General features: G+C 63.5%; 18 protein-coding genes and 1 pseudogene. 13 read left to right on the top strand and 6 right to left on the bottom strand.

Going from position 1 to position 17,028, the window contains the following annotated elements; genetic code table 11:
* Positions 1-193: 193 nt before the first annotated feature.
* Complete coding sequence (locus NKI39_RS07960; RefSeq protein ID WP_352471204.1) at positions 194-1,048, bottom strand: SDR family oxidoreductase; 855 nt, start codon at positions 1,046-1,048, stop codon at positions 194-196.
* A 192-nt stretch (positions 1,049-1,240) separates the two neighbouring features.
* Between NKI39_RS07960 and NKI39_RS07955 the strand changes: the two genes are divergently transcribed.
* The gene (locus NKI39_RS07955) at positions 1,241-1,558 is read left to right on the top strand and encodes a winged helix-turn-helix transcriptional regulator (protein ID WP_352831331.1); all 318 of its coding nucleotides are present in this window, start codon (positions 1,241-1,243) and stop codon (positions 1,556-1,558) included.
* Between the two features lie 38 nt (positions 1,559-1,596).
* Here NKI39_RS07955 and rcdA read toward each other — a convergent pair whose 3' ends face one another.
* Complete coding sequence (gene rcdA / locus NKI39_RS07950) at positions 1,597-2,124, bottom strand: protease adaptor protein RcdA (RefSeq protein WP_352450833.1); 528 nt, start codon at positions 2,122-2,124, stop codon at positions 1,597-1,599.
* A 581-nt stretch (positions 2,125-2,705) separates the two neighbouring features.
* Between rcdA and NKI39_RS07945 the strand changes: the two genes are divergently transcribed.
* The gene (locus NKI39_RS07945; protein WP_352831329.1) at positions 2,706-3,257 is read left to right on the top strand and encodes a DUF2269 family protein; all 552 of its coding nucleotides are present in this window, start codon (positions 2,706-2,708) and stop codon (positions 3,255-3,257) included.
* Between the two features lie 41 nt (positions 3,258-3,298).
* On the opposite strand, the gene NKI39_RS07940 is transcribed toward NKI39_RS07945, so the two are convergent.
* On the bottom strand, positions 3,299-4,069 hold the full coding sequence (locus NKI39_RS07940) for a sulfite exporter TauE/SafE family protein (RefSeq protein WP_352450835.1): 771 nt from the start codon (positions 4,067-4,069) through the stop codon (positions 3,299-3,301).
* Between the two features lie 94 nt (positions 4,070-4,163).
* Positions 4,164-4,613 (bottom strand): Lrp/AsnC family transcriptional regulator, encoded by a 450-nt coding sequence (locus NKI39_RS07935; protein ID WP_023678010.1) that lies wholly within the window; start codon positions 4,611-4,613, stop codon positions 4,164-4,166.
* Positions 4,614-4,746: 133 nt separating this feature from the next.
* Between NKI39_RS07935 and NKI39_RS07930 the strand changes: the two genes are divergently transcribed.
* From NKI39_RS07930 to NKI39_RS07920, 3 genes are all read left to right on the top strand, one after another.
* Positions 4,747-5,631: a DMT family transporter gene (locus NKI39_RS07930; protein WP_352831327.1), complete on the top strand. Its 885-nt coding sequence runs from the start codon at positions 4,747-4,749 to the stop codon at positions 5,629-5,631.
* Positions 5,632-5,807: 176 nt separating this feature from the next.
* On the top strand, positions 5,808-6,455 hold the full coding sequence (locus NKI39_RS07925; protein WP_352737793.1) for a thiamine phosphate synthase: 648 nt from the start codon (positions 5,808-5,810) through the stop codon (positions 6,453-6,455).
* Between the two features lies 1 nt (position 6,456).
* The gene (locus NKI39_RS07920) at positions 6,457-7,488 is read left to right on the top strand and encodes a tetratricopeptide repeat protein (protein WP_352683356.1); all 1,032 of its coding nucleotides are present in this window, start codon (positions 6,457-6,459) and stop codon (positions 7,486-7,488) included.
* Positions 7,489-7,530: 42 nt separating this feature from the next.
* On the opposite strand, the gene NKI39_RS07915 is transcribed toward NKI39_RS07920, so the two are convergent.
* Complete coding sequence (locus tag NKI39_RS07915) at positions 7,531-8,547, bottom strand: zinc-dependent alcohol dehydrogenase family protein (protein ID WP_352831325.1); 1,017 nt, start codon at positions 8,545-8,547, stop codon at positions 7,531-7,533.
* Between the two features lie 112 nt (positions 8,548-8,659).
* On the opposite strand from NKI39_RS07915, the gene NKI39_RS07910 reads away from it, so the two are divergent.
* From NKI39_RS07910 to NKI39_RS07880, 7 genes are all read left to right on the top strand, one after another.
* On the top strand, positions 8,660-9,517 hold the full coding sequence (locus tag NKI39_RS07910; RefSeq protein ID WP_352831324.1) for a LysR family transcriptional regulator: 858 nt from the start codon (positions 8,660-8,662) through the stop codon (positions 9,515-9,517).
* 138 nt (positions 9,518-9,655) lie between these two features.
* Positions 9,656-10,222: an elongation factor P gene (gene efp, locus NKI39_RS07905; protein WP_023678016.1), complete on the top strand. Its 567-nt coding sequence runs from the start codon at positions 9,656-9,658 to the stop codon at positions 10,220-10,222.
* Between the two features lie 81 nt (positions 10,223-10,303).
* Positions 10,304-11,104 (top strand): inositol monophosphatase family protein, encoded by an 801-nt coding sequence (locus NKI39_RS07900; RefSeq protein WP_023678017.1) that lies wholly within the window; start codon positions 10,304-10,306, stop codon positions 11,102-11,104.
* A 99-nt stretch (positions 11,105-11,203) separates the two neighbouring features.
* Positions 11,204-11,911 carry a PAQR family membrane homeostasis protein TrhA gene (gene trhA, locus NKI39_RS07895; RefSeq protein WP_352831322.1) on the top strand — a complete coding sequence of 236 codons (708 nt, stop codon included), beginning with the start codon at positions 11,204-11,206 and terminating at the stop codon, positions 11,909-11,911.
* 115 nt (positions 11,912-12,026) lie between these two features.
* Positions 12,027-13,052: a MotA/TolQ/ExbB proton channel family protein gene (locus tag NKI39_RS07890; RefSeq protein ID WP_352831320.1), complete on the top strand. Its 1,026-nt coding sequence runs from the start codon at positions 12,027-12,029 to the stop codon at positions 13,050-13,052.
* 1 nt (position 13,053) lies between these two features.
* A complete protein-coding gene (locus NKI39_RS07885) occupies positions 13,054-14,085 on the top strand; it encodes a peptidoglycan -binding protein (RefSeq protein ID WP_023678020.1) in 1,032 nt (343 codons plus the stop codon).
* Between the two features lie 273 nt (positions 14,086-14,358).
* A complete protein-coding gene (locus NKI39_RS07880) occupies positions 14,359-14,757 on the top strand; it encodes a hypothetical protein (RefSeq protein WP_352831319.1) in 399 nt (132 codons plus the stop codon).
* Positions 14,758-14,822: 65 nt separating this feature from the next.
* On the opposite strand, the pseudogene NKI39_RS07875 reads toward NKI39_RS07880, so the two are convergent.
* A pseudogene (locus NKI39_RS07875) lies at positions 14,823-15,180 on the bottom strand (DUF1304 domain-containing protein).
* Between the two features lie 185 nt (positions 15,181-15,365).
* On the opposite strand from NKI39_RS07875, the gene NKI39_RS07870 reads away from it, so the two are divergent.
* Positions 15,366-16,850, top strand: coding sequence for a carboxypeptidase M32 (locus NKI39_RS07870; protein WP_352831317.1), 1,485 nt, complete (start codon positions 15,366-15,368; stop codon positions 16,848-16,850).
* Positions 16,851-17,028 lie beyond the last annotated feature (178 nt).

Here is a 17,028-nt window from a genome sequence, read left to right as displayed (position 1 = left end):
CTGTTTAGAGAATGTTTGAGAGTCGCTCTGGCGAGACAGATGGCTTGGTTTTCGAGAACCGGAGCGGAGCGTACATAAGTACGCGAGCACCGGAAGCGCGGAAAGCGGCGCTAGTCTCGTCGTTTGAATAACTGTTGGCGCGAGCGACAGACGGTCCTCTGATCCTTTGGCGGATGTGACAGCCATCTCGGTTTCAACCGCGCAATGCTGCCGCAACGACGCTCTCCAGTGGCGTTGTCGGTCGACCGATTAGCCGGCTCATGGCGCCGCCGTCATCGAACAACGCTCCGCGTGAGGCTGCAATGTCGGCATCGGCCAGGATAGCGGCGAGATCGGCGGGCAGCCCGGCGCCTGTCAACACGCCCTCATAGGCCACCCCGGCAAGATCGTTGTAGGCGATCGCCTTGCCCGATTGCCGCGAGACCTTCGCCGCAAGCTCGGCGAGCGTGAACGCTTGGTCCGCCGCGAGCTCGTAAATCCTCCCTGCTTGATCCTCGCTCGTCAGCACCACGGCCGCGGCCTCGGCATAATCCTGCCGCGCCGCGGACGAGAAGCGCCCCTCATTTGCGGCGCCGATGAAGGCGCCGTGCTCCAGAGCCGCCGGGAGCGCCATCAGATGGTTCTCGGTGTACCAGCCGTTGCGCAGGATGACGGCGGGTAGGCCGGAGGCCGCGATGACCTCCTCCGTCTGCCGATGTTCGACCGCGAGCCTCGCGGGAGACGTGTCCGCATGCAGCATGCTTGTGTAAGCGATCAGCGAAACCCCCACCCGTTGGGCGGCCGTGATCACTGACCGATGCTGCGGCAAGCGGCCGCTGACTTCGGTCGAGGAAATCAGCAGCAGTCTATCGACGCCGGCCAGCGCCATCGGGAGCGTGTCGGGACGATCATAGTCCGCCTCCCGCACGACTACGCCGCGTTGGACAAGATCGCTGGCGTTTGCCGGATCACGAACCGCCGCAACGATCCGGCTGGCCGGAACTGTCTTCAGCAGTGCGTCGATCACGAGACGGCCAAGCTGTCCTGTTGCTCCAGTTATTGCGTACATCGTTCTGTCCATTTCGTGGTTGGATGGATTGAGAGCCTCAGATAGCGGCTCTCGTTACCCGCGGAAACCACGTATCTTGTAGTTACCATCATTTTCCGGTAACCAACTGGAAACTCTCATGGAAGATGCGCGATGGTCCTCAGGATGCGAACGAAGGTGAAGGCGCTTCCCGGCTGCCCCATGTCGAGGTGCATGGCGCTGCTTGGCGGGTGCTGGACACCCGAGGTGCTCTGGTCCTTGAGCGACGGCCCGCGCCGGTTCTCCGAATTGCGCCGCGATATCCCAGCCATTTCGGCGAAGGTGCTGACCGGCAGGTTGCGCGATCTCGAGGAGCGTGGCGTCCTCGCACGCCACGTGATGCCGACATCGCCGCCGACCGTGGAGTATGATCTGACGTCATTGGGGCAGGAGCTGCTCCCAGCGATCAGGTCTATCGTGGAGGTCGGATCGCGCCTGCTGCTGCGTGATTCTCCCCGCCTGATGATCGCGAGCCCATCCCTTCGCGGTTAGTCTAGATGGCCGCCGGAGTAGAATTATGAAACGGTCTCTCAGCCGCGGGCGAAAGCCGTGTTGAGCAGCGTGATCTGGTCGGAGACCGGATTGAGGCGACGGCTCGACGGCGGCACCTCGGCAAGGCCGCCATAGATCTCCTCGTCCATCCGGCGCACCAACGCCTGCAGCCGCAGCGAACGGTTGACGAGGTCGATGAAATCCTTCGGCAGCTCGGCCCAGCCGGGCGCCTCGTCATGCGCCGAGGCAGTGTCGAGACGCACCTTGGATTTTTCTGAGGCCACCTGATCGCGGGTCATCTCGCCGGAATTCGCCGCCCGCTGCAAAAGCAGCCACGAGGCGACCTGCATCAGCCTGGTGGTCAGCCGCATCGATTCGGCCGCATAAAGCGTCGCCGCCAGCCTCGACAGCTTCTTGGCCTCGGCGCGGCCCTTGCCGTCGAGATATTCGGCCGCCTGCTCGACCAGGCCCATGCCTTCCTGATAGAGCGGCTTGAAGGATTGGGAGAAAACCCGGCGCTCCGCCAGCTTGATGGTTTTCGCGCTCGCCTTCGAAGGCTCGTTCATCGCTACGCCCCTGCACTTGCCTGACAGCCGGCCGATTCGGCTCTTGGCCGCCATATCCGGCAGCCTAAACGACTGAAGCTTGAAAATGCGCTTCGCTGCCAGCGAAGGCAAGCACATGTTTAACAAACGGTTAACGGCCGCATTTAGCCGGAAGGACGCCCATGCCGGCGGACAAAAAAAGAGCCGCGGATAAGGCGGCTCTCAGGAGTTTAACAGGGAGGCGTCAAACAAAGTGGCTCCAACCACTCGGTAAGAATCCAGATCACTGGATGGACATAGTAAACGCCTGTAAAGCTTAACGAAGCCTTAACGCGGGGCATATTTTTCGATCAAGAACCCAGCATCTGTGCCGTAACAACACAGCTGACTGGCCACGGCGCCGTTCACACCACCGCCTGGAAAGTCGGGGCGACGCGCTTGCGCCATGGTTTCCTCCAAATGGTGACCGGCTTACCGAAACAAAACGGCACTGCGCGCGACATCGTTCCGAAACAGGCGCCGCGCTAAACGCCCGCTCCTCGCAACGAGGCGGAGCAAACCTTGCGCTCCGGCAAATCATCAAATCTCTCAAGGAGCGAATAATGGACTGGTACTCGGCCGTTAAATTTCTGCATATCGTCTCGGCGATCCTCTGGGTCGGCGGCGGCTTCACGCTGATGCTGCTCGCAGTACGCGCCGACCGCGCCGGGAACGTCGAAGGCATGCTGCAGGCGATGCGCGCCACCGGCGAGCTCGGCAACCGGTTCTTCGCGCCGATGTCGATGCTGACATTGCTTTTCGGCCTCATCATGTGCGGCCTCTGGGTCGGCTTTTCCGATCTGTGGGTGCTGATCGGCCTTGCCGGTTATGCGACGACCTTCTGCATCGGCATGTTCATCTTCAAGCCGACTGCCGACCGCATGGCAGGCATGATCGCCAAGGAGGGTGTGACGCCGGCAGTGCTTGCCCAGGGCCAGCGCGTCCTCAGCGCCGCGCGCTTCGACTATTCGGTGATGCTGGTGATCATCGCGGACATGGTGCTGAAGCCGACGCTGCACGACATCACCATTCTGGGCTGCATGGCGCTCGTACTGGCAACCGGCATTGCCCTGGCGCTTGGCAGGACGCGGCAGTTGCTGCCGAGTGCCGCCTGAGGTGTAAGGATATCCGGCGGCGGCCGAATGGGGCCGCCGTCTTACAGGAGGCCGGCGATGCCGTCCCACAGAAGCTTGACCGCGACGACCGCTACGGTCGCATAGGTGAAGGGATAGAACAGCTCCGGCCGCATCCGCCGCACCAGCCAGGCGCCGGCGATGGTCGACAGCGGCGCCAGCGGCATCAGCACCGCCGATGCGGTCAAATTGGTGGTGTCGAACTGGCCGAGCGCGAAATAGGGGATGAGCTTCAGCGCGTTGGTGACGGCGAAAAAGATCGCCGCGGTGCCCGACAGCACCTTCGGATCGAGCCTGATCGGCAGCGCATAGACCTGAAAAGGCGGCCCGCCGACATGGGCGACGAAGCTGGTGAACCCGGCAACAGTACCCCAGAAGCCGGCGGCGACGCGGTTGGGCTCCGCCGCGTGGCCGGCACCGTGGCGGAGCTGCAAATAGAGCCAGCGCAGCACGAAGATCAGGGCAACCGCGCCGACGATCAGCCGCACCATCTCTTCGGTTACAAGTGCCGCCGTCAGCCAGCCAAGGGCGATGCCGATCACGGCGCCCGGCATCATGTCGGCCAGCATCTTGCGGTCGAAGATGCCCCACCACGTCCATACCGAGACAATGTCCATCAGGCACAGAATTGGCAGAAGGATTGCGGCAGCCTGAACCGGCGGCATGGTCAGCGCCATCAACGGCACGCCGACAAAGCCGACGGCGCCGCCGAAGCCGCCTTTCGACAGGCCGACGAGGATGACGGCCGGAATGGCCGCGGCATAGAACCAGGGATCGACGAGCAGGCCTGACATGGGAAGGGACGCTGGAGGGAAAGTTGAACTCTGGAATAGACCAGAAATGGCCAGACCGCGACCGCAAATATGTGGGCCACGCCACCGAAACCCGTCACATGTTTGGCATGTCGAGCGGCGGCGGGCGTCTCCGGATCGGCTGCGCCTTGATAATGGCGGTGCTGGTTTCGGCCTTGTCGGCGATGCGGTCGAGAATCCCGTCGAGCTCGCCGATCGAGCGGACGAACAGCCGGGCAACGAAGCAGTCATCGCCCGTCACCTTGTCGCATTCGCCGAATTCCGGGATTTCCTCGATCAGCTTCTGGACGATGTGCAGCTTGCCCGGCAATGGCCGGATGCGAACGATCGCCTGCAAGGCGTAGCCGAGCGCCTGCGGATCGATGTCGATGGTGAACGCGCGGATGACGCCGCGATCCTCAAGCCGCCGAAGCCGCTCCGAAACGCTTGGCGACGACAGCCCGACCTGCAGCGCCAGTTCCTTCAGCGAGGTCCGTGAATCCTTGACCAGGATATCGAGGAGCTTTCTGTCGAGCTCGTCCAGCATTTTACAATTCCAAGAAAAAAGCCGATGTCTACCTAATTAAATGAGGTTCGTCCTGCATATCACCAGCTGCAAGTCATGGAAATACCCGATCCGCCGTGGGATTATAAAATCTCAACGGGTTTCAGGAGCATCCATGGACAACACGGTACGCGGCACGATCGAAATGACGGCGGCGATGGCGATCCTCGGCACGATCGGCTGGTTCGTCGTCCTTTCCGGCCAGCCCATCATGGACGTGGTGTTCTGGCGCTGTGCTTTCGGGGCGGTAACGCTGCTGATCATCTGCGCGGCGCTGGGACTGCTGCGTGGCAGGCTGTCGCTTCGCATCGTCGCGATCGCGGCTCTCGGCGGTGCTGCCATCGTTATCAACTGGCTGTTGCTGTTCAGCGCGTTTTCCCGCGCGTCGATCTCGATCGCCACGGCCGTTTACAACACGCAGCCCTTCATGCTGGTGGGTTTTGGCGCGCTCTTCTTCTCCGAACGGCTGACGGTGACCAAGCTGACCTGGCTCGGCATCGCCTTCGCCGGCATGCTGCTGATCGTGCAGGCCGCGCCCGATGCAGGCGATCATGGTACGGATTACTTTACCGGCATTGCGATGGCGCTGGCCGCGGCTTTCTTCTGGGCCGTTGCGGCTATCGTCACCAAGAAGCTCAAAGGCACGCCGCCGCACCTGATCGCCCTGATCCAGGTCTGCGTCGGCGTTCTCATGCTGGCACCCGTCGCCAATCTCACCCACCTTCCCGCCGATGCGCGGAGCTGGGTCATGCTGGCGACACTCGGCATCGTCCATACCGGCCTGATGTACATCCTCATGTACGGCGCCATCCAGAAGCTGCCGACGCATCTGCAGGGATCGCTGTCCTTCATCTATCCCGTCGTCGCCATCCTCGTCGATGTCGTCGCCTTCGGCCATCGGCTGCATCCGGCGCAGATCGTCGGCGCCGCCGCCATCCTGGTCGCCGCGGCCGGCATGAATCTCGGCTGGTCGCTGTGGAAATCGAAGGTGCCTGCGTAGGGCCGCAGGCGACCAGGCGAGGAGAATTTCGGCCAACGGCAGTCATGCGCCGAGCCCTATGGAATCGTTGACGGCAATCGTGATCCCCCTGCCGCCTGTTCAATCCCCGCACTTTGCTCTATGCCGCAATGCAACCATCTTCGCCCGGCATAGGCGATAACCGGGATCGAACACCAATGAATGACGCAACGCCGCCCAACCGCTGCCGTATCGTGCTGATCGCGCCGCCGAACGTGCCGGCCGAGCGCATCGCCGCGGCCTTCGAGGGCGGTGACGTCGCCTCGCTTATCCTGCCGGAAAACGGTATGGACGAGGCCTCTTTCCAAGCCTTTGCCGAGCAGATCGTGCCGGTGGCGCAAGCGGCCGGCATTGCCGTCATCATTGCCGGCGACACCCGCATCGCCGGCCGCGTCCAGGCCGACGGCATTCATGTCGAGGTCGGCAAGGACGAGCTCGCCGAAACGATCCAACACTTCCAGGCCAGGATGATGGTCGGCACCGGCGGCGCCAAGACCCGCGACGATGCGCTGGAACTCGGCGAAGTCAGGCCTGATTACATTTTCTTCGGCCGTTTCGGCTACGACAACAAGCCTGAGCCGCACCCGCGCAACCTGTCGCTCGGGCAATGGTGGGCGGACGTCATCCAGATCCCCTGCATCGTCATGGCCGGATCCGATCTTGCCTCGGTGGAAGCGGTCGCCGCCACCGGCGCTGAATTCGTGGCGCTGTCCAGCGCCGTCTTCGCCGACGACGTCGATCCGAAGATGGCGGTCGCCGCCGCCAACGCGCTGCTCGACGAAACCGCGCCGCGCTTCGAGGACTGACGTGCTCTCGCGGAAAATCCTTTTCAGCGCCTTTCTTGCAACGGCCGTGACGCAGGCGATAGCGGCGGAACCCGTTCCGCTGCCGCAGCCCAGGCCGGATTCCAGCGAACCTGCCGACAAGCCGATCGCCGCACAATTGCCGCAGCCCGCCACCACCACCCCGTTGCCGTCGGCCGACACCATCAACCCCGACCGCTTCGGCGCAAAGCCGTCCGACGCTGCCTATGGCGCCTTTCAGCGCGGACTCTACAAGACGGCCTACAACCTTGCGCTTTCGCGCGCTCAAAACGGCGATCCGGCGGCACAGACGCTGGTGGCCGAGATATTGTCGCGCGGCCTCGGCGTGCCGGTCGACGCGGCAGGGGCGGCGAAGTGGTATGCGCTTGCCGCCGAGCAGGGCGTCCCGGAATCGCAATTCCAGTATGCGCTGATGCTGCTCGACGGCCGCTACGTCAAAAAGGACGAGAAGGAGGCCTATGCGCTGATGCAGGCCGCCGCCGAGGCCGGCAACCGCCTGGCGCAGTTCAATTTTGCGCAGCTGATGGTCGAACAAGAGCCCGGCGATGCCGGTATTGCCAAAGCCGTATCCTATTACGAGCGCGCTGCCGCGACCGGGCTTGCCGACGCACAATATGCGATGGCACAGGTCTACGCCAATGGCGCCGGCGGCAAGCCGCGCGACGATGTCCGCGCCCGCAGCCTGCTGGCACAGGCCGCGCGGCAGAACTACGACACGGCACAGATCGATCTCGCAACCTGGATGATCGAGGGGCGCGGCGGCGCCCGCGACCTGAAATCCGGCTTCAACTGGATGAAGCAGGCCGCCGAGGGCGGCAATGTCGCCGCCCAGAACCGTCTCGCCAAGCTCTACATGAACGGCATCGGCACCGACCCGGATCTGATCCTCGCTGGCGCCTGGTATGTTGTCGCCCGCCGCGCCGGGCTCATCGACCAAGAGATGGACGATTTCCTGCAGGGCCTGACCGACGACCAGACGCAGCAGGCGCTGCAACGGGCCAACCGCCTGCCCTGACCGCGGTCTCGAGACTCATCGCACCGGGCTCGTCAGGCGGGCTCATTGGGTATGATCGAGCACGACCTTGCCGAAGGGCGAGCCGTGTTCAAGGTACCGAAAGGCTTCGGCGGCCCGGCTCCATGGCACGACCCGGTCGATCACCGGTCTCAACCGGTTGACGACAATGGCTCGGTTCATCGCCTCGAAGGATTCGCGTGAGCCCACCGGTATGCCTCGCGCCCGGACCTGCCGGCGGAAGATGTCGAGCGGGTTGATGGCGCCGTCACTGCCGCCGAGATAGCCGATGACGTTGATCTGGGCGCCGCGCGCCGCTGCCCTCAGCGATTGTGCAAAACTCTGCGGTCCGCCAACCTCGATGATATGGTCGGCCCCGCGGCCATCCGTCAATCCCAGCACGGCCGATGCCCAGTCGGGGACGCTGCGATAGTTCACGCCGTCCTGCGCGCCAAGTTGCCTCGCCCGCGCAAGTTTCTCGTCGCTGCTCGACGTCACGATGACGCGCGCGCCGGCAGCGGCGGCGAACTGCACCGCAAACAGCGAAACGCCGCCGGTGCCGAGGCAAAGCACGGTGTCGCCGGGTTTGACGCTGCCCTCCGTAAACAGCGCGTGCCATGCCGTCACGCCGGCGCATGGCAGCGTCGCCGCTTCGGGGTCGCTCAGATTGGCCGGCGCCAGCACCGCCGCCTGTTCGTCGAGCCGGGCAAATTCGCTGAGCAGCCCGTCGATCGGGCCGCCGCGTTGATAGGAGGGCTCGGCCATCGCGAAACTGCCGCCGACCCAGCGTTGCCAGAACGTGCCGCAGACCCGGTCGCCGATCTTGAACCGGCTGACCTCGGCGCCGATGGCAACGACTTCGCCGACGCCGTCCGACAGCGGCACCAGCGGCAATGCAAACTTCGTGTGATAGCTGCCGCGGACGATCTCGGCATCGCGGTAGTTCAGCGCCGTCGCCTTGACCTTCACAATCATCTCCTGGCGCCCTGGCTCAGGCATCGGCCGCTCGACCATTCTAAGGTTCTCGAGGCCGCCCGGGCTCTGCAATTCGATCGCCTTCATCGTCGTTCCTTTCCAGCTGGGTCCTGCCAGAGGAAAATCGCTTGCCATCCATCGGATTTCAAATTCATAATGTTCAGGATAATTATGCTTCTCTGACATGTTCGGGTGTGTCGTGCTTGAAGAACTGAAAACACTGGCGCTCTTTGCCGAGGAGGGTTCGATTCAGAAGGTGGCGCAACGCCTGCCATTGACGCAGCCGGCCGTCACCCGCCAGATCCAGCGGCTGGAGGAGATGCTCGGCACGGAATTGCTCGACCGCCGGCTAAAGCCGTCGCGACTGACCCCGGCCGGCGTAGAGGTGCTGGCACGCGGCAAGGACATTCTCGCCGCCGTCGACGCGCTGAGATCATTCGCCAAGGGCGACGAGCCGGGGGGCCTGCTGCGGCTCGGCCTCGCGCATGGACTTTGCGACAAAGCCGTGGCCGCCGCCATTGGTGATGCCGTGGCGCGGTTTCCGAAGGTCTCGCTGCGTCTGAAGAGCGGCTGGAGCCTTGAGCTGGCCGACCAGCACAAGCGCGGACAGCTTGACCTCGCCGTCATCCTGGACGGCAGCAATTCCAAAGCTGGCGACGGCGTTGTCGGAACCGAGGCCCTCGGCGTCATCGCTGCCGAAAGCACTGTCCGGCAAGCCGACGTCAAGACCATGCCCTGGATCCTCAGCCCTGAGCCTTGCGACGCGCGCCGGCGGCTGGCGGCTGCCCTGGCCGAGGGCGGCCACAGGTTGATGGTCGGCGCCGAGATTCAGGACAGCGCGCTGCAGATCGACTGGGTTCGTCGAGGCCAAGGCCTTGGCCTGCTGCCCAGGCGGCTGCTGCGGGAAAAGCTGCCGCAGGGCATTGCCCTGGTCGACGCTCCCGGCCTCGAGCTGTCGCTGCGAATTGTCGTCCTGCGTTCGCCGCACCTGCATCTTTTGAGAGAGGTCGCCGACGCAGTGACCGAGGCCGTCACCGCGACTGTCAGGACGGACTGAGGCCGCCACGCCGCGCTGCCGGGCCAGCTTCGTTCCCGCTTCATCGGAAGGCGCTCCTTGCCTCTGCTGGCGATTTGTGGTCTTGGAGGCGCCAAATTGCCCTTTGCGGCGATCATCTCATTTCCGGATCACCTCACCATGGCCAAGATCAATGGCAACGAAATCCGTCCCGGCAACGTCATCGAGCATGATGGCGGCCTTTGGGTGGCGGTCAGGACCAACACCGTCAAACCCGGCAAGGGCGGCGCCTACAACCAGGTCGAACTCAAGAACCTGATCAACGGCACCAAGCTCAACGAGCGCTTCCGTTCGGCCGAGACGGTCGAGCAGATCCGGCTCGATCTGAAGGATTTTTCCTTCCTCTACGAGCAGGGCGACGCGCTGGTGTTCATGGACACCGAAAGCTACGAGCAGCTCGAATTGCAAAAGGAGTTCGTCGGCGATCGCGCCGCCTTCCTGCAGGACGGCATGATGGTGACGGTCCAGCTCTATGACGAAAGGCCGATCGGCATTTCGCTGCCCGACCAGGTGACGCTGACCATCACCGAGGCCGACCCGGTGGTGAGGGGCCAGACGGCAGCCTCGTCCTACAAGCCGGCGATACTCGAAAACGGCATCCGCGTGCTGGTGCCGCCGTTCATCGGCTCGGGCGAGCGCATCATCGTCGATACCAACGAAATCACTTACGTGCGCCGCGCCGACTAAGGCGTGATCCCAAAGAGTTGCAGACTTTTTGGATAAGATCATGCGTCAAGGCAAATAGGCGCAGCGACAGGAAGAACAGCAATGGCGCGTTCCGCGATCCTCAATGTCATGGTCCAGGCCGCAATGAAGGCCGGCCGCTCGCTGTCGCGTGACTTCGGCGAAGTGCAGAACCTGCAGGTCTCGATGAAGGGGCCGGGCGACTATGTCAGCCAGGCCGACCGCAAGGCCGAAGACATCGTCTTTGCCGAACTCTCCAAGGCGCGGCCCGGCTACGCCTTCCTGATGGAGGAACGCGGCGTGATCGAGGGCGACGACGGCCAGCACCGCTGGATCGTCGACCCGCTCGACGGCACCACCAATTTCCTGCACGGCATTCCGCTCTTTGCCGTTTCGATCGCGCTGGAGCGCCAGGGCCAGATCGTCGCCGGCGTCGTCTACAATCCGGCGATGGATGAGCTCTATACCGCCGAGCGCGGCGGCGGCGCTTTCATGAACGACCGCCGGCTGCGCGTCGCCGGCCGCACCAAGCTGGTCGATGCGGTGATCGGCTGCGGCATGCCGCATCTCGGGCGTGGCCAGCACGGCAATTTCCTCATCGAGTTGCGCAATGTCATGGCCGAGGTCTCTGGCGTCCGCCGTCTCGGCTCCGCCTCGCTCGATCTCGCCTACGTCGCCGCTGGCCGCATGGACGGGTTCTGGGAAACCGGCCTGTCGGCCTGGGATGTCGCCGCCGGCATTTTGCTGATCCGCGAGGCAGGCGGTTTCGTCTCCGATTTCGCCGGGGGACAGGATGTGCTGAACGCCGGTTCACTGGTCGCCGGCAACGAACTCATCCAGCGCGCGCTGTTGAAGACTATCAAAAGGCCACTCTCAGCCGGCTGATAGAGGCACGCCGCGCTGAACCGCCGCAGTCGCAAAACCGCAACCAAAGCTTGAAATACTGTCCCGCTGCCGCCCAGATAAGGTGGCGCAGGATCATCGATGACGAACAGCCGGCCCCAACCCCAGAGCGAACTCTCCCAGCTCGACATTCCCTTCATGGGGCGCTGGCATTACTCGCGCGCCGAGATCATCGCCGACGGCATTGTCCACGCCGTGGGCATCGTGCTGGCGATCGCTGCCGGCTCGACGCTGCTGGCACTGGCCGCCTATCGAACCGGCCCCGGCGAATACATCGCCGCCGCCTTCTATGTAGTCTCGCTGCTCACCGTGCTGTCGGTTTCGCTGGCCTACAATGTCTGGCCGGTGTCGTCGCCGGCAAAATGGATATTGCGGCGCTTCGACCATGCCGCGATCTATCTGCTGATCGCTGCCACCTACACGCCTTTCCTGGCGCAGCTCGGCGGCGCGCCGCTGGCCGTTTCCATGATCGTCCTGGTCTGGACCGCCGCGGCGGTCGGCATCGCCATCAAGGTCTTTCTTCCCGGCCGTTTCGACCGGCTGGCTATCGTCTTCTACCTAGCCATCGGCTGGAGCGGTATCGTTCTGGTGGAGCCGCTCGTGCGGACGCTGCCGGCGACATCGATCGCGCTCATCGGTGCCGGCGGCATCGTCTACTCCTGTGGCGTGATCTTCTTCGCCTGGAAGGGCCTGCGCTTCCACAATGCGCTGTGGCATGGCTTTGTCGTCACCGGCGCCGGCCTGCATCTGGCCGCAATGGTCGACTGCCTGGTCATCAACCGGCTTTGACCTCCGGTCGCGGACAGTGGCAATATTGCCAAGCGCCATTCAATTTCGTCACAATTCCGTTTAGAGTCGCAAACACAAATTGATCGGCGGCGACGGCATCGGAAACGGGGCACGGATGACTCTTCTCAGATCCTTCGGCATGGGCAGGCGCTCCGACGTTCTGATCTACGACCCGCACAAATTGTCGAGCCCTCAGGTGTTTCTGCTGACCATGGTGATCTTTCTGTTCATCGTGGCCTTCATCGCCGCCATCCTGACCCGCCAGATCTCGACCGCCTTCGTCACCAATCCCGGCCTCAACGGCCTGATCATCGGCGTGCTGGCGGTCGGCATCCTGCTGGCCTTCGTCCAGGTCGGCCGGCTGTTCCGCGAGGTGCGCTGGGTCAACTCGTTCCGCGCCGGTTCCGAAACCACCGAACCGGTGCTGCTGGCGCCGATGAAGGCGATGATCGGCCGCTCCTCGACGATTGCCTTCTCGACCAGTTCGATGCGCACCATGCTGGATTCGATCGCCACCCGGCTCGACGAAAGCCGCGACACGTCGCGCTACCTTGTCGGACTGCTGGTGTTCCTCGGCCTGCTCGGCACTTTCTGGGGCCTGCTCAACACGATCGGCTCGATCCGCGAAACCATCGAGTCGCTCGACCCCGGCACCGGCGATGCGGCGGCCGTGCTCGAATCCCTGAAGCAGGGGCTTTCCGCTCCGTTGGCCGGCATGGGCACCGCCTTCTCGTCCTCTCTGTTCGGCCTCTCCGGCTCGCTGGTGCTCGGCTTCCTCGACCTGCAGGCCGGCCGCGCCCAGACGCGCTTCTATACCGAACTCGAAAACTGGCTATCCTCGGTCACCGACCTGTCCTCCGACATCGTCGTTGCCGACTCGGCCAAGACCGAACCCTCCGAGGAAATCCGGCTGTTGTCGGAAAAGCTGCGCACCCTGCAGGAGAATGGCGGCGGCTCCAATCCGCGCGTCGCCACCGCCATGGCCAATCTCGCCGACGGCATTTCCGGCCTGGTCAAGAACATGCGCTCGGAACAGCAGATCATGCGCGACTGGGTCGAGGCCCAGTCGGACGAGCAGAAGGCGATGCGCAACACCCTGGAGAAGATCGCCGACGCCTTGAAGAAGCCTGGAGTGCATTGACGTGGCGTTGGCACGAGGCCGGCGCTCCGACCGCCGCATCGATTACTGGCCGGGGTTCGTCGATGCGCTGTCGACGCTGCTGTTGGCGATCATGTTCCTGCTGACTGTTTTCGTGCTGGCGCAGTTCCTGCTCGGCCGCGAGATCTCCGGCAAGGACACGGTGCTCAACCGCCTCAATTCGCAGATCAACGAGTTGACCCAGCTTCTGGCGCTGGAACGCTCGACGACGCAGGACAAGGAGGACACCCTTGCCAATTTGCAGGCATCGCTGTCTGCATCGGAGGCGGAAAAGAGCCGGCTCGAGCAATTGCTGGCGCAAGGCGCCGGTGCCGGCGATGCCGCCAACCAGCGCGCGACGGCACTTTCCGGCGAGCTCGACAGCCAGCGCCAGATCAGCCAGCAGGCGTTGAGCCAGGTCGAGATCCTCAACCAGCAGATTTCGGCGCTGCGCAGGCAGATCGCAGCGCTCGAACAAGCGCTCGACGTGTCCGAAACGCGCGACCGCGAATCCAACACCAAGATCGCCGATCTCGGCCGCCGCCTCAACGTCGCACTGGCGCAACGCGTGCAGGAGCTGAACCGCTACCGCTCCGATTTCTTCGGCCGCTTACGTGAAATTCTTGCCGACCGCGAGAACATCCGCATCGTCGGCGACCGCTTCGTCTTCCAGTCGGAAGTGCTTTTCCCGACCGGCTCCGAGGTGATCAACGATGCCGGCAAGGTCGAGATGAAGAAGCTTGCCGATGCCATCATCGAATTGCAAAAGGAAATCCCGCCGGAGATCAACTGGGTGCTGCGCGTCGATGGCCACACCGACAACAAGCCGCTCTCCGGCACCGGCCGCTACCGCGACAATTGGGAATTGTCGACGGCGCGCTCGACATCGGTGGTCAAGTTCCTGATCGAGAACGGCGTGCCGGCCAACCGGCTGGTCGCGGCCGGCTTCGGCGAATTCCAGCCGCTCGACCCCGCCGATACCGAAGAGGCGCGCAACAAGAACCGCCGCATCGAGTTGAAGCTGACCGAGCGGTGATCTGCAAGCCTTTGGCTTGTATCATGCGCCAGGTCGGGCCGGCTCGAGCCGGCTCAAGTCGGCGGCATTTAGGGCACTGGTGCGGCAGCGGCAAGAGCTGAAAAAATTACCATTTTTTAATTACACTTTGCCGCCGTGGCCTTTAGCCTTGGTCATGGGCCGAGAACCGCCGGCGGTGGAACCGCTCATCGCGACGCGACGGAACCTGACGGCCCGCGGCCGGAAGGCAGGACCCTCCCAACCACCGCCTTCCCCAGTAAAGGAGACGCAACCATGCGCTTCTTCGCTCCCAGGAATCTCAGGACTGCTACGCTCGCCACACTTTTCCTCGCCGTTCCGTTTGCTGGCGCTTACGCCGGCCCGCGTGCGACGGCCTTGATCAATCAGATCCAGAGCGTGGAGACGGGTATCCAGGGCGCCATCCGGGCGAACAAGCTCGAGCCGGGCGAGGCGCGCGACTTGCGCACGCAGGTCGCTCAACTCGATCGGGCCGCCCAGAGGGCCGCTCGCCGTGGAACGATGCCGAGCACGCAATATCAGCAGTTGATGGCGCAGCTCGACGATGTCAGCCAAAAGCTGCGCGCTGACACCGGCAGTGCCTTCCTCATCGGCAACGGCGCCGATGGCGGATACTATCCCAACGGCTATGGCCCAACTTATCCAGGCGGCTGAAATCGGCCGCAATGCCCGGCGCTGTGGTAATTGATTTTGCCCATGATCCTTTTCCAGCTTTCGGTTCAGGGATCATGCGCTAGTCCAACGCCAGCGCAAATCAGCGCCAGTACTGCCGGCACTGTCTCGATGAACAGGGATTTTGCGCCCGCCGTTGCCGCCGTAAAGGCCGGCGACGGCGACGCAGAGCAAGAAGAAGACTACTGAAAACCGGCTTCGCCGAGGTAAAGCCCCAGGTCAGGCCGGCTGCGAGAAAGCCGTCGTAAAGCCCTGATTGGCCGCAAGCACTTTCGAGGCCCTGGCGAATTCCGGCGTCAGCCTGAACACCATGTGGCCGCGCGGCGTGTCCCACAGCACCATCTCCAGATAGGCGATGCAGAGGTGGATCACGGCCACCAGCCCGACCAGCACATTGGCGATCATTTTTCGTCTCCCCCATCGCGGTCTGCCGCCGCCGGACGACATTGATCACGCACGCCACCGCTTCCGCGAGGTGCCTTTCGACCGTTGCGGCCGGCAGTCGATGCATCGGTCGCGGACGGTCTTCAGGGGTTGCCAACAGTTTTGCATTGGTATCTTTTCCCGCCGTCAAATCAGCGGAACCCACAATGTCCTTTCAAAAACTCGACGACCTCGGCCACAAGCTCGAAGCACTGGAACACGCCCTCGCCATCCTCGGCGCCGACGAGGCGACCCATATGGCGGTCGGCGGCGGCGAGAAGCGCGCAGAGGCAATGTCGGTGCTTGCCGGCATGCACCATGCCCGGGCGACTGCGCCGGAGATTGCCGACTGGATCGCGGCGGCCGAGCAGGAGGCGCTGAACGAAGAGCAGCAGGCCGCGGTCAGGGAATTCCGCCGGCAATATACCAACCTGACCTGCCTGCCGGTCGAGTTCGTCGAGCGCCAGACGACCGCGCGCATGCGCTCCGAGCAGCTCTGGCGCGACCTGCGGGCCAAGAACGACTGGGCCGGCTTCCTGCCGGCGCTGGAAGGCGTCGTGGCGCTGGTCCGCGAGGAGGCGGCCCTTCGCGCCCAGGTGCTCGGGCTCGAGCCTTACGACGCGCTGATGGAGCAATATGATCCGGGCAATCGCACCGCCGACGTCACGCCTGTGTTTGTCGAGTTGAAGACCTTCCTGAAAGGTTTCGTGCCGGAGGCACTGGCCGTGCAGGAAGAGCGGCTGGCGAAACATCCGCTGAAGCCGCTTTCCGGCAGCTACCCCTTGGACAAGCAGCGCGAGCTCGGCCTCGCCATGATGGCGGCAGTCGGCTTCGACCTCACCCACGGCTCGCTGGCGGTTTCGCACCATCCGTTCTGCGGCGGCGTGCCGAGCGACGTGCGCATCACCACCCGCTACAAGACCTCGGATTTCCTGTCGGCGCTGATGGGCGTGCTGCACGAGACCGGCCATGCGCTGTACGAGCAGAATCTGCCGAAGGCGTGGGCGCACTGGCCGCTGGGCAGAGCGCGCGGCATGGCGGTGCATGAAAGCCAGAGCCTGTTCGTCGAAAAGCAGATCGGCCGCAATCCAGAATTCTGGCGCTGGGCGCTGCCGGTGGTCGAAAGACACCTCGGCGAGCGCTCGACAATCGACGATATCCTGCCGCATGTGCACCGGGTCGAGCGCGGCCTGATCCGCGTCGATGCCGACGAGGTCACCTATCCGCTGCACGTCATCCTGCGCTACGAGCTGGAGCAGGAGCTTGTCTCGGGACGGCTGGAAGCAGCCGACCTGCCCGAAGCCTGGGATGCCAAGATGCGCGATTATCTCGGCCTGTCGACATCAGACAATCCGGCTGACGGTCCGATGCAGGACGTCCACTGGCCGGGTGCCGCTTTCGGCTATTTCCCCTCCTACACGCTGGGCGCCATGATGGCGGCGCAGCAATGGGCGGCGCTGACCAGGGATCATCCTTCAGCCGACGAAGACCTCGCCAAGGGAGATTTCGCCGCGATCAACGACTGGCGCCGCAAAAGGATCTGGTCGCAAGGCTCGCGCTGGTCGACACCGGAACTGCTCGAACGCGCCACCGGCGAAAAGCTCAATGCCGTGCATTTCACCGATCACCTGAAGAAGCGGTACGGGAACTGAGCCGCTTCGTCTATTCCAGGTTCTTGCCGCGGTGACTGCAGAAATCCGCGAAACTGGCCTTTACTTTGGTGGGAAAGCCTCTGAAAAAGGAGTTCTTCCAAGTTGGGCGAGCGTAGATGTCTGTCTGTTACAGTTTTCATAGGATGAAGTCTTTCTGGCCCCGCTTGGTATTTTTCAT

Origin of the sequence: Mesorhizobium sp. M0664, assembly GCF_040320565.1 — a bacterium.
Taxonomy (GTDB): domain Bacteria; phylum Pseudomonadota; class Alphaproteobacteria; order Rhizobiales; family Rhizobiaceae; genus Mesorhizobium.
The sequence above is the reverse complement of the archived record's forward strand: the minus strand, read 5'-3'. Positions and strand labels throughout refer to the sequence as shown.